Origin of the sequence: Marinobacter sp., assembly GCF_034669625.1 — a bacterium.
Classification (GTDB): domain Bacteria; phylum Pseudomonadota; class Gammaproteobacteria; order Pseudomonadales; family Oleiphilaceae; genus Marinobacter.
Genome location: NZ_JAXMOY010000008.1, coordinates 43,873 through 67,686 on the forward strand (window position 1 = coordinate 43,873; position 23,814 = coordinate 67,686).

At 55.5% G+C, this 23,814-nt stretch carries 18 protein-coding genes; 11 read left to right on the forward strand and 7 right to left on the reverse strand.

Annotated features, from left to right (window positions below):
• Positions 1-151 precede the first annotated feature (151 nt).
• Both aceE and aceF read left to right on the forward strand, forming a co-directional pair.
• Entirely contained in the window at positions 152-2,815 is a 2,664-nt protein-coding gene (gene aceE, locus VOI14_RS08990; protein ID WP_323751710.1) for a pyruvate dehydrogenase (acetyl-transferring), homodimeric type, read from the forward strand.
• Positions 2,816-2,825: 10 nt separating this feature from the next.
• Positions 2,826-4,490 carry a dihydrolipoyllysine-residue acetyltransferase gene (gene aceF, locus VOI14_RS08995; RefSeq protein WP_323751711.1) on the forward strand — a complete coding sequence of 555 codons (1,665 nt, stop codon included), beginning with the start codon at positions 2,826-2,828 and terminating at the stop codon, positions 4,488-4,490.
• A gap of 563 nt (positions 4,491-5,053) precedes the next feature.
• On the opposite strand, the gene VOI14_RS09000 is transcribed toward aceF, so the two are convergent.
• The gene (locus VOI14_RS09000) at positions 5,054-6,193 is read right to left on the reverse strand and encodes a DcaP family trimeric outer membrane transporter (protein WP_323751712.1); all 1,140 of its coding nucleotides are present in this window, start codon (positions 6,191-6,193) and stop codon (positions 5,054-5,056) included.
• A 216-nt stretch (positions 6,194-6,409) separates the two neighbouring features.
• On the opposite strand from VOI14_RS09000, the gene VOI14_RS09005 reads away from it, so the two are divergent.
• The 3 genes from VOI14_RS09005 to astB all read left to right on the forward strand — a co-directional run bounded on the left by VOI14_RS09005 (position 6,410) and on the right by astB (position 10,107).
• Positions 6,410-7,624, forward strand: coding sequence for an aspartate aminotransferase family protein (locus VOI14_RS09005; RefSeq protein WP_323751713.1), 1,215 nt, complete (start codon positions 6,410-6,412; stop codon positions 7,622-7,624).
• Positions 7,625-7,688: 64 nt separating this feature from the next.
• Positions 7,689-8,786, forward strand: coding sequence for an arginine N-succinyltransferase (astA, locus tag VOI14_RS09010; RefSeq protein WP_323751714.1), 1,098 nt, complete (start codon positions 7,689-7,691; stop codon positions 8,784-8,786).
• Positions 8,767-10,107 (forward strand): N-succinylarginine dihydrolase, encoded by a 1,341-nt coding sequence (astB, locus tag VOI14_RS09015; protein ID WP_323751715.1) that lies wholly within the window; start codon positions 8,767-8,769, stop codon positions 10,105-10,107. Before astA ends, astB begins: the two co-directional genes overlap by 20 nt.
• Before the next feature lie 7 nt (positions 10,108-10,114).
• On the opposite strand, the gene VOI14_RS09020 is transcribed toward astB, so the two are convergent.
• Positions 10,115-10,735 (reverse strand): TetR/AcrR family transcriptional regulator, encoded by a 621-nt coding sequence (locus tag VOI14_RS09020; protein WP_323751716.1) that lies wholly within the window; start codon positions 10,733-10,735, stop codon positions 10,115-10,117.
• A gap of 166 nt (positions 10,736-10,901) precedes the next feature.
• Here VOI14_RS09020 and VOI14_RS09025 point away from each other — a divergent pair, with 166 nt between their 5' ends.
• Positions 10,902-11,993, forward strand: coding sequence for an efflux RND transporter periplasmic adaptor subunit (locus VOI14_RS09025; protein ID WP_323751717.1), 1,092 nt, complete (start codon positions 10,902-10,904; stop codon positions 11,991-11,993).
• The gene (locus VOI14_RS09030; protein ID WP_323751718.1) at positions 11,993-15,019 is read left to right on the forward strand and encodes an efflux RND transporter permease subunit; all 3,027 of its coding nucleotides are present in this window, start codon (positions 11,993-11,995) and stop codon (positions 15,017-15,019) included. The genes VOI14_RS09025 and VOI14_RS09030 overlap by 1 nt, the downstream gene beginning before the upstream one ends.
• Before the next feature lie 18 nt (positions 15,020-15,037).
• On the opposite strand, the gene astE is transcribed toward VOI14_RS09030, so the two are convergent.
• The 5 genes from astE to VOI14_RS09055 all read right to left on the reverse strand — a co-directional run bounded on the left by astE (position 15,038) and on the right by VOI14_RS09055 (position 19,224).
• Positions 15,038-16,087 (reverse strand): succinylglutamate desuccinylase, encoded by a 1,050-nt coding sequence (gene astE, locus VOI14_RS09035; protein ID WP_323751719.1) that lies wholly within the window; start codon positions 16,085-16,087, stop codon positions 15,038-15,040.
• A 50-nt stretch (positions 16,088-16,137) separates the two neighbouring features.
• Positions 16,138-16,860 (reverse strand): ABC transporter permease, encoded by a 723-nt coding sequence (locus tag VOI14_RS09040; RefSeq protein ID WP_323751720.1) that lies wholly within the window; start codon positions 16,858-16,860, stop codon positions 16,138-16,140.
• A gap of 3 nt (positions 16,861-16,863) precedes the next feature.
• Complete coding sequence (locus VOI14_RS09045) at positions 16,864-17,568, reverse strand: ABC transporter permease (RefSeq protein ID WP_323751721.1); 705 nt, start codon at positions 17,566-17,568, stop codon at positions 16,864-16,866.
• Between the two features lie 50 nt (positions 17,569-17,618).
• Positions 17,619-18,365: a transporter substrate-binding domain-containing protein gene (locus tag VOI14_RS09050; protein WP_323751722.1), complete on the reverse strand. Its 747-nt coding sequence runs from the start codon at positions 18,363-18,365 to the stop codon at positions 17,619-17,621.
• A gap of 88 nt (positions 18,366-18,453) precedes the next feature.
• Positions 18,454-19,224, reverse strand: coding sequence for an ABC transporter ATP-binding protein (locus tag VOI14_RS09055; protein ID WP_323751723.1), 771 nt, complete (start codon positions 19,222-19,224; stop codon positions 18,454-18,456).
• 252 nt (positions 19,225-19,476) lie between these two features.
• Here VOI14_RS09055 and VOI14_RS09060 point away from each other — a divergent pair, with 252 nt between their 5' ends.
• From VOI14_RS09060 to VOI14_RS09075, 4 genes are all read left to right on the forward strand, one after another.
• Positions 19,477-20,949, forward strand: coding sequence for an FAD-linked oxidase C-terminal domain-containing protein (locus VOI14_RS09060; RefSeq protein WP_323751724.1), 1,473 nt, complete (start codon positions 19,477-19,479; stop codon positions 20,947-20,949).
• Positions 20,942-22,009, forward strand: a complete 1,068-nt coding sequence (gene glcE, locus VOI14_RS09065; RefSeq protein WP_323751725.1) for a glycolate oxidase subunit GlcE — start codon at positions 20,942-20,944, stop codon at positions 22,007-22,009. The genes VOI14_RS09060 and glcE overlap by 8 nt, the downstream gene beginning before the upstream one ends.
• Positions 22,010-22,011: 2 nt before the next feature.
• Positions 22,012-23,220: a glycolate oxidase subunit GlcF gene (glcF, locus tag VOI14_RS09070; protein ID WP_323751726.1), complete on the forward strand. Its 1,209-nt coding sequence runs from the start codon at positions 22,012-22,014 to the stop codon at positions 23,218-23,220.
• Positions 23,221-23,325: 105 nt separating this feature from the next.
• Positions 23,326-23,757, forward strand: a complete 432-nt coding sequence (locus tag VOI14_RS09075; RefSeq protein ID WP_323751727.1) for a DUF4124 domain-containing protein — start codon at positions 23,326-23,328, stop codon at positions 23,755-23,757.
• Positions 23,758-23,814: the final 57 nt, after the last annotated feature.

Sequence of the window (23,814 nt, forward strand, 5' to 3'; positions counted from 1 at the left end):
CTTGAGGGAAGTCGTGCAGGCCGCTCAGCATTTTTCGCAAGCTGATATTTCAAGAATAAAACTGCCTGTTATCGCAGTTTTCCAATTTCGCATCGTGTCTGGCTGCTGATCGTGGCGCACGTTGCACCCGTTAAGTTCAGGGGAGGGTTAAATGTACCAAGACGATGATCCCATTGAGACCAGAGAATGGTTGGATGCGCTGGAATCTCTGATCGAGAATGAAGGCATAGACCGAGTGAAATACATCCTGGAGCGTCTTTCTGAACGCGCCAGTCGCGATGGCGCTGAGTTGCCGTATTCCATCACTACTCCGTTTCGCAACAGCATTCCGGTGACGCAGGAAGCTCGCATGCCCGGTGACCTGTTCATGGAGCGTAGGATTCGCTCACTCATCCGTTGGAATGCCATGGCCATGGTCGTGCGTGCCAACAAGCGCCCGGGCGATCTGGGTGGCCACATCTCTACATTCTCCTCCGCCGCCACATTGTATGACGTGGGTTTTAACTATTTCTTCCACGGTGGTGATGAAAACCGGGACTCGGACTTAGTGTATTTCCAGGGGCATGCGTCACCGGGTATTTATGCCCGTTCTTTTCTGGAAGGTCGCTTTACCGAAGAGCAGTTGGACAAATATCGCGAAGAAACCGGTGGTGACGGCTTGTCTTCCTATCCGCACCCTTGGTTGATGCCAGACTACTGGCAATTCCCGACCGTCTCGATGGGGCTGGGGCCGATCCAGTCCATCTACCAAGCACATGTGATGAAGTATTTGCACAGTCGCGAGTTGATCGACATGGGTGACCGGAAGGTGTGGAGCTTCCTGGGCGATGGCGAGTGTGACGAGCCTGAAACCCTGGGTTGCATCTCCAAAGCTGGCCGCGAAAAGCTGGATAACCTGATCTTCGTGGTGAACTGCAACCTGCAGCGCCTGGATGGCCCGGTTCGGGGTAATGGCAAGATCATGCAGGAACTGGAAGGTGTCTTCCGGGGTGCCGGCTGGAACGTCATTAAAGTCGTTTGGGGTCGTATGTGGGATCCGCTGTTTGAGCAAGATGAAGACGGCGTCATGCAGCGGGCGATGGACGAGGTTTGCGACGGTGACCTGCAGAACTACGCGTTCAAAGGCCCGTCGGCAACCCGCAAAGAGTTTTTCGGGAAATATCCGGAGCTGGCCAAACTGGTTGAGAATCTGTCGGATGAAGACATCGCTAAGCTGAATCGGGGCGGCCATGACCCTTACAAAGTGTACGCAGCTTATCACCGGGCGGTGAACCAGAATAACGGCCGACCGACCGTGATTCTGGCTCACACTATCAAAGGATACGGCTTTGGCGCCGCGGGTGAAGCGCAGAACACCGCTCACTCGCTTAAAAAGCTGGATCTGGATACGCTCAAGGCGTTCCGCGACCGCTTCGGGGTGCCACTGAAAGACGACGAACTGGAAGATGTGCCTTATTACCGTCCGGCACCTGATAGTCCTGAGCTGGTGTATATGAAGAAGAAACGCCAAGATCTGGGCGGCTTCTACCCGAAACGTAACAAAGACTGTCAGCCTCTGCAGATACCCGATCTGGATATTTTCAAAGCGGTATTGGAAGGCTCTGGTGACCGTGAAATTTCCACGACCATGGCCTTTGTGCGTCTGCTGGGTGCCTTGGTCAAAGACAAGCGTGTCGGCAAGCGTGTGGTGCCGATTGTGCCTGACGAAGCCCGTACCTTTGGTATGGAAGGCATGTTCCGCCAGCTAGGTATCTACACGTCTGAAGGGCAGAAGTATGTGCCTCAGGATCGTGATCAGATCATGTATTACCGTGAAGCCAAACAGGGCCAGATCCTGCAGGAAGGCATCAACGAAGCCGGTGCTATGGCAACCTGGATGGCCGCGGCGACGTCCTATAGCAACAACAGCTTCCCGCTGATTCCGTTCTACGTGTTCTATTCTATGTTCGGTTTCCAGCGTATTGGTGACCTGGCATGGGCCTCAGGCGATATGCAGGCTCGCGGCTTCCTGATTGGTGGCACTGCAGGGCGAACCACGCTGAACGGTGAAGGTTTGCAGCACCAAGACGGCCACAGTCATGTATTGGCCAACACCATCCCGAACTGTAAAGCCTATGACCCGGCCTACGGATACGAGATGGCCGTGGTGATCCATCACGGCATGAAGGAAATGTTTGAAGAAGATCACAACGTTTTCTACTACCTGACCGTGGAAAACGAGAACTACGCGCAGCCTGCAATGCCGGAGGGATGTGAAGAAGGCATCATCAAAGGCATGTATCTGTTCGAATCTGTTGAGGCCAAGGGTAAGAAAAAGGCCGCGCGGGTTCAGCTGATGGGCGCAGGTGCCATCCTCAACGAAGTGCGCGAAGCGGCTCAGTTGTTGAAGGAAGACTGGGGCGTGGCGTCGGATGTCTGGAGTGTAACCAGCTACAACGAACTGGCCCGCGACGGTCAGCACGTAGAGCGCTGGAATGCTCTGCACCCGGATGACAAGCCGCGTAAGGCGTACGTTACTCAGTGCCTGGAAAAGCAGAAAGGTCCGGTGATTTCATCGACCGACTACATCAAACTGCATTCTGAGCAGTTGCGGGCTTATATCCCGGCTACTTACATGACGTTGGGCACCGATGGCTTTGGTCGAAGTGATACCCGTGAGAAGCTTCGTAACTTCTTTGAAGTAGACCGTTACTACGTCACGGTTGATGCGTTGGCAGCTCTGGCTAAAGATGGCGAAATCGACCAGAAGCAGGTTCTCGAAGCGATGCGCAAGTACGGTATCGATCGCAACAAACCGAACCCGGCGCACAGCTAAGGAGTCCGCTATGAGTGAACAGGAAATTAAGGTTCCCGACCTCGGCGGTGCTGATGAAGTCGAAGTGATCGAAATCATCGCCAGCGAAGGGGATACAGTACAGGAAGAAGATCCGATTCTGACGGTTGAAACTGACAAGGCGACGGTGGAATTGCCATCGCCCGCAGCCGGCAAGATCAGCAAGATCACCGCCAAAGTCGGTGACAAGATCAAAGAGGGTGACGTGGTCGGCATGCTGGTCGCTAGTGATGACTCGGGCGACTCGGAAGATAATTCCGAGAGCGCAGAGGAAGACAGCGAAGCCAAAGCTGACGAGAAATCGGAAGTTAAAGCCGAGGACAGCAAGCCAGCGCCGAAAAAACAGTCCGGTGGCTCTCGCACTGAACGGGTGAAGGTGCCGTCGCTTGACGGCATGGAAGATATCCCGGTCATCGAGATTAACGTCTCCGAGGGTGACACCGTGGGCGGAGACGACCCGCTGGTTACGGTGGAATCGGACAAGGCCACCATGGAGATTCCATCTCCCTTTGCCGGCAAGGTCAGTAAAATACTGGTCAAAGAAGGCGACAAACTGTCCGAGGGCGATGATCTTCTGGATCTGGTTGTTGAAGACGAAGGTGGTGAATCGGAAGAGTCTGCGAGTACCGATGAGAAGGCTCAATCCGAGGATACAGGCCGTCAGTCCGAGGCTCGGTCCGGCGCTAAACCTGAAAAACAGGAAGAGAGCCCGGCCCAAAGCGCAACCTACGCACCTCCAGCGCCAGGCACTAAGGTGCATGCTGGCCCGGCGGTTCGGAAGCTGGCCCGCGAGTTGGGCGCGGACCTCACCCGAGTCAAGGGCACGGGGCCGAAGAATCGTATCTTGAAAGACGATGTGCACGACTATGTGAAGAGCCAGTTGCAGCAGGTTCAGCAGGGTTCCTCAGTGAGTGGCGGTAGCGGTATTCCAGCGGTCAAACTGCCGGACTTCAGCAAGTTCGGTGAGGTTGAGCGGGAAGGAATGTCTCGTATGATGTTCGCCACTGCGAACAACATGCAGCGCAGCTGGCTGAACGTGCCGCACGTGACTCAGTTTGACGATGCCGACATCACCGAAATGGAAGCCTTCCGGAAAGCGCAAAAAGCAGCCGGTGAAAAGCGTGGCGTGAAGATGACGCCGCTGCCGTTCCTGTTGAAAGCCTGTGCTGCTGCACTGGCTGAGCTGCCCCAGTTCAACGTGTCGTTGGATATGGAGCGCAAAGAGGTGGTGCGGAAAAAGTACATTCACATCGGCATTGCGGTGGATACCCCGCACGGTTTGATGGTACCGGTGATCCGGGACGTCGATCAAAAAGGCTTGTGGGAATTGGCGGCAGAAAGCGCTGAGCTGGCGCAGAAGGCAAGAGATAAGCAGCTCAAGCCGGCTGAAATGCAGGGCGCTTGCTTCACCATCACCAGTCTGGGTGGTATCGGTGGTACGGCCTTCACGCCAATCGTGAATACACCGGAGGTCGCGATTCTGGGTGTCTCCAAAGCGGCTATGAAGCCGGTGTGGGACGGCAGTGCGTTCCAGCCACGCTTGATGCTGCCGCTGTCGTTGTCATACGACCACCGGGCGGTGAACGGCGCGGATGCTGCGCGATTCACCAGTGTGCTCACGCAGCTGCTTGGGGATATTCGGACCCTGTTGCTGTAGTCTGCGCCTTTTGCCGCTTCAATCCGTCTCGGTTGAAGCGGCAAGTCCCGGCAGGACGCTTCGCGTTTGGTGGGCAGTAAAATCATGGCCAACAAAGCGAACTCCAGTGGGGAAGATCTTCGTTATCTGACCGCTGGTTAGTGAGAGTACAAAAAACCGGGCTACCTTTTGGGGCGCCCGGTTTTTTTGTACCTGGTCAATTAGTTCGCGAAAAACATCCCGTCGAAGTAGTTATGCAGATCTTGCATGGCATGGGCCTCTGCAGGCTGGGTCAGTTCAAACAGCAGACTGTTGTCTTTAGCTAGTTTCATGATGACACCTCGTGAAGTTTCAGCAAATTGAACCGGGCAGGGGCACCGCCGACTGCCTTCAAGAGAGTATCTGCATTAGCTGTGCCAGTTTTGTTTTGTGATAACTGCATGAATTCAAAGGCAGGCTGATGAATGGGGCCGGCGGGAAAATGAAATGTTGGGCCTGCATGGGGCACGTTGCACCAAACCAGAACGAAAAAACCCCGGCGGATGCCGGGGTCAAAGAAGAGTTAACGTCTAAAGGAGCATTTCTTAGAAATTGTACTGTGCTGCAAACAGCAGGCGGTTTGCATCACCGTCAGAGCCATCAACGTTTTCACGCTTCAGGAACTGATATTCAACGCCCATCATCACGTTCTTGACTGGGGTCCATTTGTAATTAGCCATGATTGCAGAGTTACTTTCACTCTGGCCGCCGATACCCGTCAGGCCAGCGGACGCTGCGTCATCTTCGGCGTCGTCCCAGTCCACCTCAACCAGGCCGTAGCCGATGTTGATGCTGCGGCCACCGCCAAGGTTAATGCCGGCGCCAACAGAACCGCCGTATCCTGCAATCGTTTCTACGTCGCCACTACCGTCAACATAGGCGCTGGCTGCGCCGAAGTTGTCGCCAGAGCGATACAGGTAGCTGTTTGCGCCATCGCTGTAGGAGAGTGTGCCCTGCAGCGAGATCATGTCAGTGACCATCATTTTGGCGGCAACGAAGGTGGCAAAGCCAAAGGAGCTCTCATCGTTAGAGCCCGTGTCGTAGCCTACCTGATGGGCGAGAAGTGCCGCAGAGTAGCTTAGGCCATCATTGGAATCTTCAATCCGGGCAGTGAAAGCCGGCATGCTGTCCTTTTCGTCAACCGCGGTACCTGACAGGATAGAGCTATTAGGTTGTTCGAGCGCAATGGACAGCGGGCCGGATGTATAACGTGCCTGCGCTGTGCGCGCCTGATAGCCTGCCAGGCCTGGAAGTGAGTCAAAATCCAGAGTCGAGGTGTTGCCCACGAAGCTGCTGAAGTTCGACCAGGTTTGCCCCATCAGCACACCATTGTAGCTACCGAATGCGTGGCGTAGACGGAGATTCCCTCCCCGGAAGTCACCTTCAACGGTAATGGCGACACCCTCAGGCGTAACCGTTTTGACGCCCAAGCGGCTCTGAACAGCATCAGCGCCAAAATGACCATCTTTGCCGTCGTCTGTTGCAAGGCCGTCGTATGAGCCGGAGCGGGTGCTTAGAGATTGATCGTTATCGATGTCGTAGCTGGCGTTCAGGCGTCCATAACCATAGACGCTCACGTCGTAATCGCCGGCACTAAAGTTGAATGCCTGAGCCTGAGAAGCCAGTCCCAGCACTGTTACAGCTGCCGTCGCACGAATCGCCATTCGCAATTTGTTGTTCTGCATTGTTGTCTCCACATATTTGTTTTTGTCGGACCACAGTCAACTTAGCGGTGGTTTTGTAATATTTCAAACAAAAAGGCAATCTGGTAGACCAACGTCTAATTAGATGCAAATGGCATCTTGTGTCCACGTCTCGAAACAGGCTGTTCTTATACGTACAGAGGCGTATTATGATCGGATTCAACCTGTCACTTAGTAATGAGTCACTGAGAGAAATTCATGAACAAAGAACCTGTTTCCCGCGAATTATTTGACGAAGTAATGGTGCCCAACTACGCCCCCGGAAATATCATCCCGGTGCGAGGTGAGGGCTCCCGCGTTTGGGATCAGGAAGGGCGAGAGTTTTTGGATCTCCAGGGCGGCATTGCGGTCACCAGTCTGGGCCATGCCCATCCGGGGCTGCTCGGGGCATTGCAGGAACAGTCAGAGAAGATCTGGCACCTGTCCAACGTCATGACTAACGAGCCAGCCCTGCGTTTGGCCAAAACCTTGTGTGATCATACGTTCGCTGAGCGCGTGTTCTTTGCGAATTCCGGTGCCGAAGCCAATGAAGCAGCCTTCAAGCTGGCCCGTCGATATGCCTGGGATAACTTCGGTCCGGAAAAGCACGAAATTATTTCGTTCAAAGGTGCCTTCCATGGCCGTACGTTGTTTACCGTAAGCGTGGGTGGCCAGCAAAAGTATCTGGAAGGCTTTGAGCCAGCGCCAGGTGGCATTCACCATGCAGATTTCAACAATCTTGATTCGGTAAAAGCGCTCATTTCCAAAGGGAAGACCTGTGCGGTGGTGATCGAGCCTATTCAGGGTGAAAGCGGTGTGGTGCCGGCGGATCTTGAGTTTCTGAAGGGCTTGCGTCAGCTCTGTGATGACAACGACGCGTTATTGGTCTTTGATGAAGTGCAGACCGGTGTGGGGCGAACCGGGCATTTGTACGCCTATGAAATGTTCGGTGTCATTCCGGACATTCTGACCAGTGCAAAAGGCTTGGGTGGGGGCTTCCCCGTTGCGGCCATGCTGACAACCGCGAAGATTGGTGCCAGTCTGGCTGTGGGCACCCACGGCAGCACCTATGGCGGTAATGCTCTGGCCTGTGCGGTGGCGCAGAAAGTGATCGACACGGTCAGCCAGCCCGAGATCCTTAAAGGCGTGAATGAGCGTTCTGAAAAGTTGCGTCAGGGGATGGAGGCAATCGGTGAACGCTATGGAGTTTTCGCCGAAGTACGCGGTGCCGGCTTACTGCTTGGCTGTGTGCTCACAGACCAGTGGATGGGGCGGGCGAAAGACTTTTTGGCGGCAGGGCTGGAAGAAGGCGTGATGGTTCTGATGGCGGGTGCAGACGTTGTGCGTTTGGCGCCGTCGCTGATCATTCCTGAAACCGATATTGAAGAGGCGCTTTCGCGTTTCGAAGCGGCAGTGCAAAAGTTGGCGAAATAACAAGAAACTGGTGGCTTGACGCCTGGGCCGCCCACACTCTGAAACAGCAGAGGGAGGGAGCAGTATGCTGATTGTTCGGCCGCTGCAATCAACGGATCTCGAAGATCTGTATGCCATGGCTCAAAGTGCCGGCAAGGGGCTGACCACCCTGCCGGCCGATCGGAAATTGCTTCAACGTAAAATCGATTGGGCAACAGGCTCTTTCAGCAAACGATGTCAGCCGGAAGAGGCGCTGTATCTGTTTGCGTTAGAGGATACCGAATCCAAACGTATGGTGGGTATCAGCGGCATCGAAGCCCGGGTAGGGCTGGATGAGGTGTTCTATAACTACCGTCTGAGCCTTACGGTCAACGCTTCCCGTGAGTTGGGCGTGCACGTCCGCACGCCCACCCTTCATCTTTCCAGTGACATGACCGACACCACTGAAATTTGCTCGCTGTTGCTGGCAGATGGTTATCAGGGTGATGGTAATGGTTTGTTGCTGTCCCGCAGCCGTTTCATGTTTTTGGATGATTTCCGCGAGTTATTTTCGGACAAAGTGTTTGCTGAAATGCGGGGAGTGTCTGATCAGGATGGGCAAAGCCCGCTCTGGAACGCGTTGGGCAGCAAGTTCTTCGACATGGAGTTTGCCGAAGCTGATCGCCTGTCCGGGCTGGGTAACAAGTCTTTTATTGCCGAGCTGATGCCCCAGTACCCCATTTATCTGTCGTTGTTGCCGGATTCAGCCAGAGCTGTGATCAGCCAGGTGCACGACAACACTCGTCCGGCATTAAAAATGCTGGAAGCCGAAGGGTTCAATTTTAATGGCCTGGTCGACATCTTCGATGGAGGGCCCGTGGTCGAAGCTTTTGTGCACACGATACGAACGGTGCGGGATTCCCTGAACAGGGAAGTGGTTGTGGACAACTCACCCATTGATCTCGATGTACCTGCCGAACACCGTGTCATGGTGTCCAATCGTTCGTTCAGTAACTTCCGGCTGACCACGCTACCGATGCACTGTGTCGGGCAGGACACCGTGAGCATTCCGAAGGCGATGGCAGATGCCTTGTATTTAAAGGATGGCGACACCGCCCGCTTGGCTCCCCTTAAAGACGGCGGCCTGTCTCCTATTCATTTAGAAGACTCGATAGGGCATAACGATGGCAAAACACGCGGTTGAGGCTAATTTTGATGGGCTGGTGGGTCCTACCCACAACTACGCGGGGCTGTCTTGGGGGAATGTTGCGTCCAAGTCGAATGTGAATGCGGTCTCTAACCCAAAGCAGGCGGCCTTACAGGGCTTGGCAAAGATGAAGGCGCTGGCCGATCGAGGCTATACGCAAGGTGTTTTGCCTCCCCACGAGCGGCCCCATTTGCCGACCTTGCGCGCTTTGGGCTTCGATGGCGGTGATGAGGAGGTTCTTCAGGCTGCGGTAAAGCATGCCCCAACGATTCTGGCCGCGGTGTCGTCGGCATCCACGATGTGGACGGCAAACGCAGCGACGGTTTCACCCAGTGCCGATACGGCTGATCAGCGGGTTCATTTCACGCCTGCCAACCTCAGTGCCAAATTCCATCGTTCCATCGAACACGCGGTTACCGGCCGGGCCTTGAAAGCGATCTTTCGTGATGAACAGCATTTCGCTCATCATCCCGCATTACCTTCGGTCAGCCACTTTGGCGATGAAGGTGCCGCAAACCATACCCGTCTCTGTGGTTACTACGGAAAGCCGGGCGTTGAATTGTTCGTCTATGGGCAGGAAGCGTTTAATCAACAAGCGCCGGCTCCGGTAACGTTCCCGGCGCGCCAGACGCTGGAAGCTTCTCAGGCGATAGCGCGGTTGCACGGCTTGGCCGATCGCAACCTCGTGTTTGCGCAACAAAACCCGGCGGCGATTGATGCCGGCGTGTTTCATAACGATGTGATCGCGGTGGGGAATGGCAATTGTCTGTTCTACCATGAAATGGCGTTTCTGGATGAGGAGCGGGTCCTGGCTGATATTCGTGAACGACTGACCGGGACAGAACTGCAAGCCATCAAGGTGTCGGGGCAGCAGCTGCCTCTGGAAGATGCTGTGTCTTCGTACCTGTTCAATAGTCAGTTGCTGAATGGTTCAGACGGCATGCTGTTAGTCGTGCCAGGCGAGTGTCGGGAGATTGCTTCGGTTAGCCGATATCTGGATGAGCTGGTGGCGTCAGACGGTCCCATCAACTCGGTCGAAGTGATGGACGTTAAGCAGTCCATGCGTAACGGCGGTGGGCCGGCCTGTCTGCGTTTGCGGGTGGTGCTCAATGACGAGGAGCGACACGCAATCAATCAAGGTGTTGTGTTAACCGACGAGCTGTATCAGCGGCTAACAAACTGGGTAGAAACCCATTATCGTGACCGGCTGGTTCAGCAAGATCTAGCGGATCCGGCGTTGCTGAATGAAGTTCGGCAGGCGCTCGACGAGCTCACCGGGATTCTTCAGCTCGGCCCCATCTACGATTTTCAGCGTTAACGGCGGTTCATTGCTTCGCTATCGAGTGAGACAGCATGTCCATGGTGTGCTGGATCAGCGTGTCGGAAGGCATGCTTTCCCCTTCGCAGAGCATGATCACGCCGTGTAAGGCGCCGCGCAAATAGAGGGCGGTCTGAGTGGGGTCGCTAATTCGCTCTTTGTTCATGGTTCCGTCTTCCAGCCCTTTCTGGAGGGCCGCCACCATAAGCCCAATCAGTTCATCCCGGGAGCCCAGCATGGCACAGGCCTGGGATTCGTCCACGTCGGCAATCACGGTGGATGCTTTGGTGAGTGCCGCAAAGTAATCCGGTTCTTCCCGATAAAACTGGTAGTAGGCATCCCCCATCGCGCGAATCTGGGCCAATCCGGTGTCGGTTGAGCGATGAGAGGCTTTGAAACGCTCTACTAGGTTTTTCCCCGCCCGCTGCATGATCCCCATCTGAATGGCTGCTTTATCTTTAAAGTACACATACAACAGCGCCCGGCTCAGGCTGGCGGTGCGGGCAATGTCGTCCATGGAGGTGCGATCGTAGCCCTTTTCTGAAAAGACGGCTTCGGCCGCATCCAGGATGGCGTCGTATCTTGCCTGTTTTTCTTTTTCCCGGCGTGATTTCAACGGCTCATTCATGGTGTGCGGTTTCCTCGGAGTGTGGCTGCGTGGTGGACAATTGTGGATGAAAACCTATTATTGACAAATTGTCAAAGAGTGACATCATGTCGTTATAATAGGGCTGCTTGTAACTAACCGATCGGCAAGCCCATCAACAATCATTCAGGGAAAGGGCTGTCTGTTCATGTCTCCCATTAAACGATCTCTCCCATATACCGTTCTCGCGCTCGTACTGGTGTCGCTGTCTTTAACGGGATGCCGTGGCGGAAGCAACGAATCTTCAAAAACCGCGGATGCGGATGCGGTTTCGGTTCGCGTTGCGGATGTGACCGGGGGGCAGGTGGAGGAAATCCCGTTGCGCTTCTCCGGCATTGTTCGTGCCGCCCAGCGCGCTACGCTCACGTTTCAGGTCAGCGGTACGTTAAAAGAGCGTCCCGTAGAGCTGGGGCAGATGGTGAAACCGGGTGATGCGCTGGCCAAGCTCTACAACCCTGCGCTGCAGCCGGCTCAGGATTCTGCAGAGGCCAAACTGCAAGAACTGAAAACCCAGTTCAATCAGGCCCAGCGGGAATGGGAGCGTTCCGTGCGTCTGCATAAGCGTGGCGTGGTTTCAGAACAAAATCTGGAGCAGCTTGCTGCGCGCAGGGATTCCCTGAGAGCTAGCATGGCCACGGCACAAGCCGCTCTCTCAGAAGCGACACATCTCCTCGAAGAAAGTGTCTTGAAGGCTCCGTTTGCCGGACAAGTGGAAGCCTTGCTGGTTGAGCGGGATGAGTTCGTCTCGGCCGGCCAGCCGGTGATGCGCTTGTCGTCACCTCTGGGGCGAGAAGTTGAGTTGCGGGTGCCCGCGCACTTGCTGAGTCACGTGCGTGTGGGCATGGAGTTGCCCGTCTGGCAGGTGCAGGATCGTAACCGCGCTCCTGAATCCGGCACTGTTATTGAAATTGCTCAGGGCAGCTCCATTCGAGGAGAACTGCATCCGGTATTGGTGAGCTTGCCACCGAATTCGCTGTCATCCGGCGAGCCGGTGGAGGTGGGCATTACGCCGGTTCGGGAATCTGCGGTTACCGTTCCGATGCTGGCAGTTGTGCGCGATGCCACCGGTACCAGCGTGTATCGAGTCAGCAATAATGTGGCGCGCCGTGTGCCGGTTAAAATAGACCGGGTAATTGGTGAGCGCGTAATGGTGCATTCCGGTGAACTCATGCCCGGGGATCAAGTGGTGTATGCCGGTATGACACGCCTGGTGGATGGCGACACCGTGGAGGTGCGCTGATGACGCGTAGTCTTCTTAATTATCAGCGCTTGCTGGGCATGGTGGTGACCATGCTTTGCCTGTTAGGGATTGCGGCCTACAGCACCATGCCCCGTCAGGAAGATCCTTCCTTTCCTTACCGGGCCGGTATGATTGCTGTGAATTATCCGGGGGCCAGTGCGGAAGCGGTTGAACGGCTGGTACTGAGGCCGTTGACCGATGAGTTGCGCCAAGTCGAAGAGGTCGACTTCAGCCAGGGCACTGCGCGTACCGGTGTTGCCTTGGCTCGAATCAAACTACTTGACCGTATCTACGATACCGATGCGGCGTGGGACCGTGTGCGTCAGGCGATGGAGCGCGCCAAACAGGATTTCCCCGATGGCGTTGGTCAGATGACTCTGGACGATCGGCTCATTGATATTCCGGCCGTGGTGCTTGCGGTGGGCGGCTCTCCATCCGTGACCGACCTGTCAGAAGCAGCGGAGCGCCTGAAACAAAACCTTTCGGATATTCCGGGTGTTTCGCGCATTGAACTTGAAGGCGATGTGGATGAGCAGATTACTTTGGCTCTGGACGACGCGGCACTGTTCCGCCTAGGTATTTCACCTCAGCGGGTACTGCAAACTCTGTCTCAGCGTAACCAAACCACGCCCGGTGGGTTTGTGGTGGTTGATGGCAAGCGTCTGTCTGTTTTACCGAATTCGGAATTCACTGACATTGAAGCTATTCGGGCCACGCCCATTGAATTGCCTGATGGCTCGCAGGTTCCTCTGGCCGCGGCGGCTGATGTGTGGCGCGGACCGGTTGAGCCGCGCCAGCCGGAAACCTGGTTCGATGGCGAACGCGTTGTCTTGGTGTCGCTCATCATGGAAGAGGGCAATACCGACGCCATTCGCTTCGGTGAGCGAATTCGCAACCGGCTGAGCGAGGTTCGACCGGACTTCGAGCCCTACGAGCTTCGGGAAATGTTTTTCCAACCGGACAAAGTCTCAGACCGGCTGGATAATCTGGCGTGGAGTCTGGTGTTCTCGGTGTTGATTATCGTAGCCGTGGTGTTTACCGGCATGGGGATTCGAATGGGCCTGCTGGTTGCGTCCATCTTGCCAATGGTTGCGATGATCAGTGTCGGGTTGTATGACCTCGGCGGCGGGGTGCTGCACCAGATCGCTGTGATTGGCATGGTGATTTCGCTCGGTATTCTCATCGACAACGCCATCGTGATTGTGGAAAGCATTCAGGGTCATCTGGATGCCGGTATGCGCAGGCTGGATGCGCTACGGCAGGCAGTCGGTGAGTTGGCCGGGCCACTCGGTGCGTCCACCGGTACCACGCTGGCGGCTTTCGCACCGTTGTTGATGGCCAAGGGCGGCGCTGCTGATTTCACACGCGGTGTCCCGGTCATGATCATGCTCACGCTTTCGGTCAGTTACCTGCTGGCGATCTCGGCAGTGCCGTTGCTGGCGACTCGTTTTCTTAAAGCACGCAACAAGGTAGGGACGGATCGACTGGTCGGATTCGCCCGCTTCCTCGGTGGATTAGTGTATCGGCACCCGAGCAAGCTGATTGTATCGGGTGTCGTGCTTGTCGCTATCAGTGTGGGTTTAACGCCATTAATGGCGCAGCAATTCTTCCCGAATGCTGACCGGCCGCGGGTGGTGGTGGAAATGTACATGCCTGAAGGCACCGATCAGGCCCGGACTGCGGAAGTAGCGGAAAGCCTCGAACGTGCCATCCGCACGCAGCCTGAAGCGCTGGAAGTGCACCGCTTTGTGGGTTTCACCGGCCCCAGTTTCTACTACAACCTGCAGCGAGCTCCGCAATCGCCGAATCGGGCACGTTTGGTGGTACGAACGCCGACATTGGCAGACACCACCGACTTGGTCCGGAAGATTCGCACAGAAGTCGCTCAGAACCTGCCGGAACTGGATATCTCCGTCGGGATTCTCGGGCAGGGGCCGCCACGCACCGCTCCGGTTGAAGTGCGTGTCTATCATGCCGATGACGGCGCCCGAGCGTTGGCGACCGAACATATTTATTCGATCCTTCGTGAGGTTGATGGCACCGTAGACGTCCGCCACGATCTGGATATCGGCGTGCCCAGCATTGCCATCAATGTTGACGACGCCACCGCGGCCCGTTATGGCTTGACCCGTGCCGACGTTGCCCAAAGCCTGTATGGCCAGAGTTTTGGTGCTATGGCTGAACGCTATCGCCAGGAAGATGACCCGATACCCATCGTGCTTCGCTCGCGCGAAGGTACCTTGTTGTCGTTGTCGCGCCTGTTGTCAGTGAACATCTACAACAATCGTGGCGATGCCATCCCGTTATCTGCGGTGGCTACGGTAGAAACCACTTGGGAACCTGCGGCCAGGTACCTTCGCAACGGAGTGCGAGTGAACGCTGTAACTGCCAATCTGGAAAAAGGTTACAGCTTCAGTCAGGCGCTGGATGGATTGAACGCGAAGCTGGCGGACCATCCGCTGCCACCGGGAATACGGTTGGAAATGGGGGGCGATGCCGAAGGCTCAAACAACGCCAACAGCGCGCTGCTCACCGCCGCGCCCATTGGCATGCTGCTGTTGCTGTTCTTCCTGTTGCTTCAGTTCAACTCGTTCCGGCGGGTCGGCATTATCCTGCTGACGGTACCCTTGGCCACGGTGGGCATATTCCCGGGACTGGTGCTGTCTGGCTCTCCCTTTGGCTTTCAATCGCTGCTGGGGGTCATTGCTCTGGTGGGCATCGTGGTCAATAACGCCATTGTTCTGCTGGACGTAATGGATCGGGAGCTGGAAAAAGGCCGCGCCATTAAAGATGCGGTCAGAATCGCAGTAGAACGCCGCACCCGGCCGATTCTGCTGACCACCGCCACCACTGTGGCTGGTCTGTTGCCGTTGGCGCTTTCCAGCTCCACCCTGTGGCCACCCATGGCGTGGGCGATCATCTCCGGTTTGCTGGCCTCGACCGTGCTGACTCTTCTGGTGATTCCAGCTGTGTGTACCAAGCTGATCAAGTTGCCTGTGGCTGAGCCTGAAAACGCTCCCGCATAACGAATTCAGGCCGGGTAGCTACCCGGCCTGAAACCTGTTCGTCACCTTAACCATCAAACCAGCCCGCTGACCCACCGGCACCTCCCGATTCGGGAATACAATCGCCTCCGGCTCGGCGCCCACTTTGTAGCACGTCTCGCCATCTTCCCAAATCACCGTGCCCTTTGGGTACAGCGTGAAATTCGACACATCATCCGGCACATGAAACCGGAAAGCCGGGCCGGTATTCAAAACCTCATGGACTACCTCAAACACCGTCAGCTGCTCCGGGCTCTGAGTCGTTGATGCGGGTGCACCACAAAACCGCCGCCGCAAAGCCCGATCAATGCCGTTAAAACGCTGCAAATTATTCTGACCAAATGGCCGAACCTTCCCAAGCTCAACCGTAAAACTCTCAGCACTTAGCTGGCTGGCGGAAAACGAAGAAAACACCGTTGATTCTTTATGCTGAAGCAGCAGCGTGCCTACCTCCGCCTCCAGCAAAAACGCACACTGCTCCCGCGGCACCGAACGCCCCGGCACAAACGGATACAATGCAAACCGCTCCTGCTTCGATGGCCGAATCGCCGTATGCAAATCGTAATGGCTCAAAGCCAAGGCCGAGTGTCCTGCCGCAAACTTCCGACAGATCGCTTCAATGAATCGAGCCCTATCCGCTTCCGGCAAATGCGCATACTCAGCTTTCCCGTGGGCCCCGTTAAATAGCCGGTTCATATTCACATCCAAAAACCGTTTCCCGGCTGCCATTGCGGGCGGGTTACCGAGTATTAGCAGCAGCGGGCAAGCCAACGGCCACGCACCTGAGAGTAACTCCGACACCAGCCCGTTTAACACCTCAATCGGCGCAGTCTCGTTACCATGAATTCCAGCAGAAACGATCACCGCCTCGCGGTTTGGGTTCTGCCTATCGGCAGGAGGCGTTAGCCACAGCGCGCCTGCGGCTATCCGGGCAATATGGGTGCCGTCGGCAAGCTGTGCGGTGACTTCAGGAAGCTCAGAGGATGCGTGAGAAAGGGTATGTGAAAGCCAGTCGGGAGAAGTACTGAAAAGGTGTGTTTGAACGTTCATAAGCCCCTCCTGCCAGCCTTCCGCGAAAGTCGAAGCCAAAACCAAGAGAATCAGGAGTTAGCCGGCCGCTGATGCCGCAACAAATAGTTTTCCAGTTTACGAAACACGAAAACCAGAATGAACGTCAAAACCAAATATATCAGCGCGACAAAAATAAACGCATCAAACGGCGCATAGAACCGCGAATAAATATTTCGCGCTGCACCGGTAAGATCCACAATTGTTACGATGCTCGCAATCGCACTCGCATGAAGCATAAAAATAACCTCATTAGAATACGCCTGCACCGCCCTGCGCGCAGCGCTCGGAAGAATAATTCTACGCATCCGCAAAAACCAATTCATACCGTAGGCCTTCGCTGCCTCAATCTCACTATTGGGCGTAGACATAATGGATCCGCGAATAATCTCAGTGGTGTAGGCCGCGGTATTCAGCGTAAACGCCAACAAAGCTGGGTAAAGCGGCTCCCTGAAAACCTCCCACCAGAAGGTCTCCTGAATCCCCGGAATCTGCGCCACACCGTAGTAAATGATATACAGCTGAATCAGCAGCGGCGTGCCCCGAAATAAATAGGTGTACAGCCAGATAGGCCCCGAAACAAACGGATTCTTCACCGTGCGAAGAATGGCCAAAGGCACCGCCACAGCCAGTCCGATCACCAAAGACAAAAATACCAGGTGCACGGTGGTAACCAGCCCGTCCCAGTACTCCATCAGAGTCATGGCAGTGAAGATTTCGTTGGAATTCAGCCATTCGGCAATAAAATCAGGCATTTTTTAATTCCCCTGAACCACGCCGACGTTGGCTCGCTTATCAAGCCAACGGATAAACAGCTCGGTGCCTGCTGTCAGGGCGAGGTAAACCGCCGCAACAGGAATAAAGAAATGGAACGGCATCCGCTCAGCCTTCGCCGCTTCCTCTGCTACCTGCACCATATCGGTGAGGCCGATGATCGATACCAGCGCCGTTGTTTTCAGCAACACTTGCCAGTTATTCCCAATGCCAGGTAAAGCATGGCGCATCATCTGGGGGATCATCACTCTTCGGAACGTATGCCGGCGGGTGAAACCATAGGCCTTAGCCGCTTCAATCTGGCCAACATCCACCGAAAGGAACGCGCCCCGAAACGTTTCCGTCATGTAGGCACCGAATATTAGCCCGATGGTCACTACGCCAGAGATGAACGGGTCGAACTGAAAAAAGAAATCGATTTCCCGGGTTTCCCACAAGTAATCTGAAAGGGCGTTTACCGCTACCTGCCCGCCGTAATAGAACAGCAGCATCATTACCAGGTCGGGTACACCACGGATCAGCGTGGTATAAGCGGTTGCGATGCCTGTCAGTACGCGGTTGCCAGAAAGCTTGGCAGAGGCGCCTAGAAGGCCAAGGGTAACCGCCAGTGCCAACGACAGAAATGCCAGCTCAATAGTAACCACGGCACCTTCTGCGAGGGCGGGGCCATAGCCTTTCAGGTCAAGCATGAGAGCGTCCGGGATGCTGGGAGCAGCCAGCAGGCTGCTCCCGGAGTGGTTTAAATCTTGATATCGTAGTTAAAATACTTGGCCATGATGGCGTCGTACGTGCCATTCTCTTTCAGTGTCTTGAGAGCGGCGTTGATGTCTTTGGCCAGCTTGGTGTCACGCTTGCGCATGGCAACGGCAACACCTTCGCCCAGCTTCACAGGCTCACCCACCTCTTTGAAACCATCACGGTTCAGAATGGTTTGCTCGCCAACCGGGTAATCCACAAACGCAACATCAATACGCTGACCTTCCAGGTCAAGAACCATGTCTTCAGCGGTGGTGTAACGTTTGATGGATACTATGCTGTGCATGTTTTCTGTCACGTAAGTGTCCATGGTGGTGCCGCGCTGAACGCCTACAGCCTTACCCTTCATGGCGTCCATATCGGTAACGTCAGTATTGAACGATTCAGGGCCGAACCAACCGCCAGGAGTGATGTAGTAAGGGTCGGAGAACAGCACGCGCTTTGCACGCTTCTCGGTGATCGACATGGAAGACATGATCAGATCGAATTTACGGGCGATCAGGCCAGGAATCATGCCTTCCCATTTCTGAATAACGAACTCGCAATTGGCTTCCAGCTCTTCGCACATGGCGCTGGCGAGCTCGACCTCGAAACCGGTCAGTTCGCCATTTTCATCTTTGTACTCAAAAGGCTCGTAAGGTACGTCAAAGGCGATGCTCAGGTCTTGAGCCTGTGCGCCACTTGCGAACATGGCCATGGCGCAACTTGCTGCAATCAATAATTTCTTCATGTGTCACTTCTCCACTCGTTTGCCATCTAGGCTTTATTCTTAACAGAAGTTGTTGATTCTAGTCCCGGGTTCAAGATAGCACCGGTGCTTAGAACTTGGGAGCTAGAAATTGTTGCATCCGTTCGGATTCCGGGTGATCAAACACCTTTTCCGGCGAACCTTGCTCCTCGATCACGCCCTGATGCAAAAACAGGACCTGACTCGACACATCTCTGGCAAAAGCCATTTCATGGGTCACCACGATCATGGTTCGGCCTTCCTCGGCCAGGCTCTGCATTACCTTCAATACTTCGCCCACCAACTCCGGATCCAAAGCAGACGTGGGCTCGTCAAACAGCATGACTTCCGGCTCCATCGCCAGAGCTCGGGCAATGGCTGCCCGTTGCTGTTGCCCGCCAGACATCTGAGCGGGGTAGTAGTCTTTGCGCTCGTAGATGCCGACTTTATTCAAATAGGCTTCGGCCCGCTCGATGGCTTCTTTCTTGGGGACCTTGAGCACGTTGACGGGTGCTTCGATGATGTTTTCCAGCACGGTCATGTGTGACCACAGGTTGAAACCCTGGAATACCATCGATAGTCGTGCCCGAATCAGTTCGACCTGGCGGTTGCTCGCGGGTATCCGCTCGCCTTTGCGGTTGTGTTTGAACCGAACGGGGGCGCCGTGAACGATGATGTCACCGGAGGTCGGGGTTTCCAGCAGGTTGATGCAGCGCAGGAAAGTACTCTTGCCAGAGCCGGAGCTGCCAATTAGAGACACGACGTCGCCCTTACGGGTTTCGAGGGAAATACCCTTGAGGACTTCGAGATCGTTAAAGGTTTTGTGAATGTCCCTACAAATCAGAGGCGCTGCATCCGCCATGGGGTGACTCCTGGGGGCTGTCGTTCAAAGGCGCATGTTTTACGGACTGTCGCCGTGGAAATCAACACCATTTTGTTGGATTTTCGTGAAAGCGGGGATATTAACCTGTCGTACATTTTGGCGGATTCATTCAGCAATGCAAATATTTTGGTTTCGGTCCGTGTTTGAGTTGGGGTTTGGGCTTTTGTCGGCTTGTGCCCAAGCAGGTTTCGGCTACTGTTTAGGCAGGTGCGCATAACAAACGAAGAGCAGATGATGACCAAATCAAAAGCAAGCAAGGCGCAATTGGCTGAGTTGTTTCGTTCTTTTATAAAGTCCGAATTCGTTATCACCGATGACGAAACCCTAAAGCCATATGAATGCGATGGTCTGGCGATGTATCGGGAGCTGCCGTTGATGGTGGTGTTGCCAGAAACCGTAGAACAGGTGCAGCGAGTCATGCGCATCTGTCATGAGTATAAAGTGCCGGTTGTCGCTCGGGGAGCGGGCACAGGATTAAGTGCCGGGGCCATGCCACATAGGGAAGGAGTGGTGTTGTCGCTGGCGAAGTTCAATCGCATTCTCGAGATCGATCCGGTCAGTCGTACAGCGCGCCTGCAACCTGGTGTACGCAATTTGGCAATCAGTGAACAGGCGGCTTCGCATGGCCTTTATTACGGGCCGGACCCATCTTCACAGATCGCCTGCACCATTGGCGGCAACGTGGCTGAGAACGCCGGTGGTGTGCACTGTCTGAAATACGGGCTGACGGTAAACAACCTGCTCAGTGTGGAAATGATTACCGCAGAAGGTGAGCGCGTGACCTTGGGCAGTGATGGGCTGGATGCTTGCGGTATGGATTTGCTGGCTTTGCTCACCGGCTCCGAAGGTTTGCTCGGGGTGGTTACCGAAGTGAAAGTGAAGCTGCTGCCCATTCCGGAGGTGGCCCGAGTGATCATGGCCGGCTTCGACAGTATAGAAAAAGCCGGCGACGCCGTAGGCAGCGTGATCAACCACGGCATCATACCCGGTGGACTGGAAATGATGGATAGCCCGGCGATTATCGCCACCGACGACTTCTGCGGCGCGGGTTATCCCCGGGAAGCCAAAGCTTTGTTGTTGTGTGAGGTGGATGGCACCGAAGAAGAAGTGGGTGAGCATATCGCTGAGGCTGAAACGCTCTTCAGGAAATTAGGGGCTACGTCTATTCGTACCTCGACAAATGACGAAGAGCGTGCTCTGTTGTGGAAAGGTCGTAAATCCGCGTTTCCGGCGGTAGGGCGGATATCGCCCGACTACTACTGCATGGATGGCACTATCCCGCGGCGCTATCTGGCCAAGGTTCTTTTGGAAATGGAACAGATGTCGGAAGAGTTTGGCCTGTTGGTCGCCAATGTTTTTCATGCCGGAGATGGCAATCTTCACCCGTTAATCCTGTTCGATGCCAACGTACCGGGTGAGTTCGAAAAAGCCGAAGCGTTCGGCAGCAAGGTTTTGGAACTGTGTGTGGCTGTTGGGGGCTGCATTACCGGTGAGCATGGTGTGGGGGTGGAGAAAATCCGGCAGATGGCGGTGCAGTTTAACGACCAGGAGCTAGAACAGTTTCACGAGGTAAAAGCGGCCTTTGATCCGTTGGGCATTCTCAACCCCGGCAAAGGCGTGCCTACCCTCAAGTTTTGTCAGGAATACCGCTCCCTGGAGCACAAACAGCATAGGCACGAACAGCCGGGAGCGCATCATGGCTGATCAGATCAACGCTCTGCAGGAGCAGCTACAGCAAGCTCGTAGCAATGGCCGCACGCTCAATATTGTCGGTGGCGGCACCAAGGCGTTCATGGGGCGCGCCGCCGACCCGGATGCCGACACCCTGAGTATGGCGGGGCACACAGGCATTGTTGAATACCATCCGGTGGAGCTGGTTTTGACGGTACGGGCCGGCACCACCCTTACAGAGATTGAAGCGGTGTTGGCCGAACAAGGACAGTGCCTGCACTTTGAGCCACCTCGTTTCGGGGAGTCGTCCACCATTGGCGGCATCTTGGCGTGCAACCTGTCTGGGCCGGCCCGGCCTTGGGCGGGGTCTGTGCGGGATCAGGTGCTGGGTATTCGCTTGCTGAATGGAAAAGGGGAGCATTTACGATTTGGCGGTCAGGTGATGAAAAATGTGGCCGGTTACGATGTCTCGCGCTTGCAGGCCGGGGCGATGGGCACTCTGGGTGTGATGACTGAACTCAGTCTGAAAGTTATGCCCAAGCCGGCCGCGACCATCACATTGGTGAGGGATATGGCCATGGGTGAGGCAGTGAACTACATGAATCGCCGCGCAGGCGAACCTAAGCCGATCACTGGTGCCTGCTGGGTTGATGGCAAGGTTTATGTGCGACTTGCGGGGGCTCGCTCTGCTGTCGAAGCGACGGCGGAGAAGTGGCAAGGCTCGGTGCTGGACGACGGTGAGCAGTTTTGGCAACAGATCCAAGATCAAAAGCACCGTTTTTTCGCCGATACCGACGCACCGCTGTGGCGTTATTCAGTGGGTTCTTCCGCCAATCTGCCAGTTCTGGACGGTCATTGGATGGTGGATTGGGCTGGTTCGCAACGTTGGTATCGCGGGGAAGCGGAGCTTGAGGATCTGGAATCCATTGCCGGAGCTGCTGGCGGGCAGGTCAGCTTGTATCGAGGCGGAGATCGCACCGGTGAAGTGATGCACAGCCAGCCCGAGGCATTGAAAGTTATCCAGCGCCGGGTGAAACAATCCTTTGATCCCGACGGTTTGTTCAATCCCGGCCGTCTCTACAGTTGGTTGTAATTATGCAAACAAATCTGGTTCAACAATTTGCCAACACCTCCGACGGTCAGGAAGCTGAAGATATCCTTCGGGCCTGTGTTCATTGCGGCTTTTGTACCGCCACTTGTCCGACCTATCAGGAGCTGAATGACGAGCGAGACGGCCCGAGGGGCCGGATCTATTTAATGAAGATGTTTTTGGAAGGGGGCGAGGTTACCGAGAAAACCCGCGAGCATCTGGACCGCTGCCTGACTTGCCGAAGCTGCGAGACGACCTGCCCCTCCGGTGTGCAGTATGGCCGGTTGGTGGACATTAGCCGGGGCTTGCTGGAACGGGAGTTACCTCGTCCGCCCCAGCAGCGGTGGCTGCGCTGGGCGCTGACGCGGGTTCTGCCGGAGCGCCGGCTGTTTGGGGCATTGCTGCGCGTGGGGCAAGCTGTTCGACCGGCATTGCCGGGTAAGTTGCGCATTAAAGTGCCTCCGCGCCGAAAGCCCAGCCCTTGGCCTGCCTCGAGTCATTCGCGGGTGGTCTTGGCATTGGCTGGCTGTGCCCAGCCAACGGCGGCACCGAACACCAACGCGGCCGCTGCTCGGGTGCTGGATAAGCTTGGTGTGACGCTGTTGGAAGCACCGGAAGCAGGCTGCTGCGGCGCTGTGAATTATCACTTGTCTGAGCACGAGCGCGGGTTGGAACAGATGCGCCGTAACATCGATGCTTGGTGGCCTGCGATAGAAGCAGGAGCCGAGGCGATTGTGATGACGGCGTCTGGCTGTGGTGCCATGGTTCAGGATTATGGCCACTTGCTGAGAGAAGATCCGGTGTATGCTCGCAAAGCCAAGCGCGTGAGTGAGCTTTGCATGGATCTGGGGGCGTTCTTGCTAAACGAAGATCTGGGGCCGTTAAAGGCTCCCGTCGAGCAGGGCAAAGTGGCCTTCCATTGTCCCTGTACTTTACAGCATGCGATGAAGCAGAGCGGGGTGGTCGAGCAGTTGCTGGCCAAGGCGGGTGTTGAGTTGGCCGCCACCCGAGACTCACACCTGTGTTGTGGCTCCGCGGGCACCTACTCGATTACCCAGCCGGAAATGAGCCAAAAACTGCTCGATAATAAGCTCAATGCGCTGATGGTGGATACACCCGTGCGAATTGTTACCGCCAACATTGGCTGTCAGCTACACCTGGAGACCAAAGCTCAGGTGCCGGTGAATCATTGGATTGAATTGCTGGATCGATAACCCTGTGCCCGAGTGCCGTAGCGGTATGCGGTATAGTTTCGGGCTCGGCCCTATCGGAATTATCGATCGGGTGTTCGCCAACAAGACTTCACAGGATGTGAAACCATGCCAAGGATTGCAGCAGCGTTGCTGTGCTTGCTGGCGGCTGTGTCCGCCCAAGCTGAAATATACCGCTGGACCGATGCGAGCGGATCGATTCATTTTTCTGACACGCCGCCTAACATGACGGGCCATTCCGCCATCACCGTTCGTGAGCCGGTCACCGTGCCGTTAAGCGTTAATATTCGCCAATCCGAAAAGGTTCGCCAGAGCCGGAAATCGATTGAGCGTATGCTTCAGCCGAAGAAAGAGCAGCGATTTGCCAAGGCCGCGCAAGAGAGGCAGCAAAAAGCCTCGCAGTGTGAAACGTACCGAGCACAGCTCGACCGAATACAGGTGCAGTTGCGAGCCGGCTACGGTAATGATCAGGGTAATCGTTTGAGGCAAAAGCGGAGAAAGGTCAGTCAGTTATACAGTAATCACTGTGTTTTGGACTAGGCGCCCTCTCGGTTAGCGCGCATTGTTATTTGTTGCTGGTTGCCGTTAGCTATCTAC

Bases quoted from the DNA above. Each gene is read 5' to 3' on its own strand.
- aceE (WP_323751710.1), top strand. From the start codon at position 152: ATGTACCAAGACGATGATCCCATTGAGACCAGAGAATGGTTGGATGCG.
- aceF (WP_323751711.1), top strand. From the start codon at position 2,826: ATGAGTGAACAGGAAATTAAGGTTCCCGACCTCGGCGGTGCTGATGAA.
- VOI14_RS09000 (WP_323751712.1), bottom strand. From the start codon at position 6,193: ATGCAGAACAACAAATTGCGAATGGCGATTCGTGCGACGGCAGCTGTA.
- VOI14_RS09005 (WP_323751713.1), top strand. From the start codon at position 6,410: ATGAACAAAGAACCTGTTTCCCGCGAATTATTTGACGAAGTAATGGTG.
- astA (WP_323751714.1), top strand. From the start codon at position 7,689: ATGCTGATTGTTCGGCCGCTGCAATCAACGGATCTCGAAGATCTGTAT.
- astB (WP_323751715.1), top strand. From the start codon at position 8,767: ATGGCAAAACACGCGGTTGAGGCTAATTTTGATGGGCTGGTGGGTCCT.
- VOI14_RS09020 (WP_323751716.1), bottom strand. From the start codon at position 10,735: ATGAATGAGCCGTTGAAATCACGCCGGGAAAAAGAAAAACAGGCAAGA.
- VOI14_RS09025 (WP_323751717.1), top strand. From the start codon at position 10,902: ATGTCTCCCATTAAACGATCTCTCCCATATACCGTTCTCGCGCTCGTA.
- VOI14_RS09030 (WP_323751718.1), top strand. From the start codon at position 11,993: ATGACGCGTAGTCTTCTTAATTATCAGCGCTTGCTGGGCATGGTGGTG.
- astE (WP_323751719.1), bottom strand. From the start codon at position 16,087: ATGAACGTTCAAACACACCTTTTCAGTACTTCTCCCGACTGGCTTTCA.
- VOI14_RS09040 (WP_323751720.1), bottom strand. From the start codon at position 16,860: ATGCCTGATTTTATTGCCGAATGGCTGAATTCCAACGAAATCTTCACT.
- VOI14_RS09045 (WP_323751721.1), bottom strand. From the start codon at position 17,568: ATGCTTGACCTGAAAGGCTATGGCCCCGCCCTCGCAGAAGGTGCCGTG.
- VOI14_RS09050 (WP_323751722.1), bottom strand. From the start codon at position 18,365: ATGAAGAAATTATTGATTGCAGCAAGTTGCGCCATGGCCATGTTCGCA.
- VOI14_RS09055 (WP_323751723.1), bottom strand. From the start codon at position 19,224: ATGGCGGATGCAGCGCCTCTGATTTGTAGGGACATTCACAAAACCTTT.
- VOI14_RS09060 (WP_323751724.1), top strand. From the start codon at position 19,477: ATGATGACCAAATCAAAAGCAAGCAAGGCGCAATTGGCTGAGTTGTTT.
- glcE (WP_323751725.1), top strand. From the start codon at position 20,942: ATGGCTGATCAGATCAACGCTCTGCAGGAGCAGCTACAGCAAGCTCGT.
- glcF (WP_323751726.1), top strand. From the start codon at position 22,012: ATGCAAACAAATCTGGTTCAACAATTTGCCAACACCTCCGACGGTCAG.
- VOI14_RS09075 (WP_323751727.1), top strand. From the start codon at position 23,326: ATGCCAAGGATTGCAGCAGCGTTGCTGTGCTTGCTGGCGGCTGTGTCC.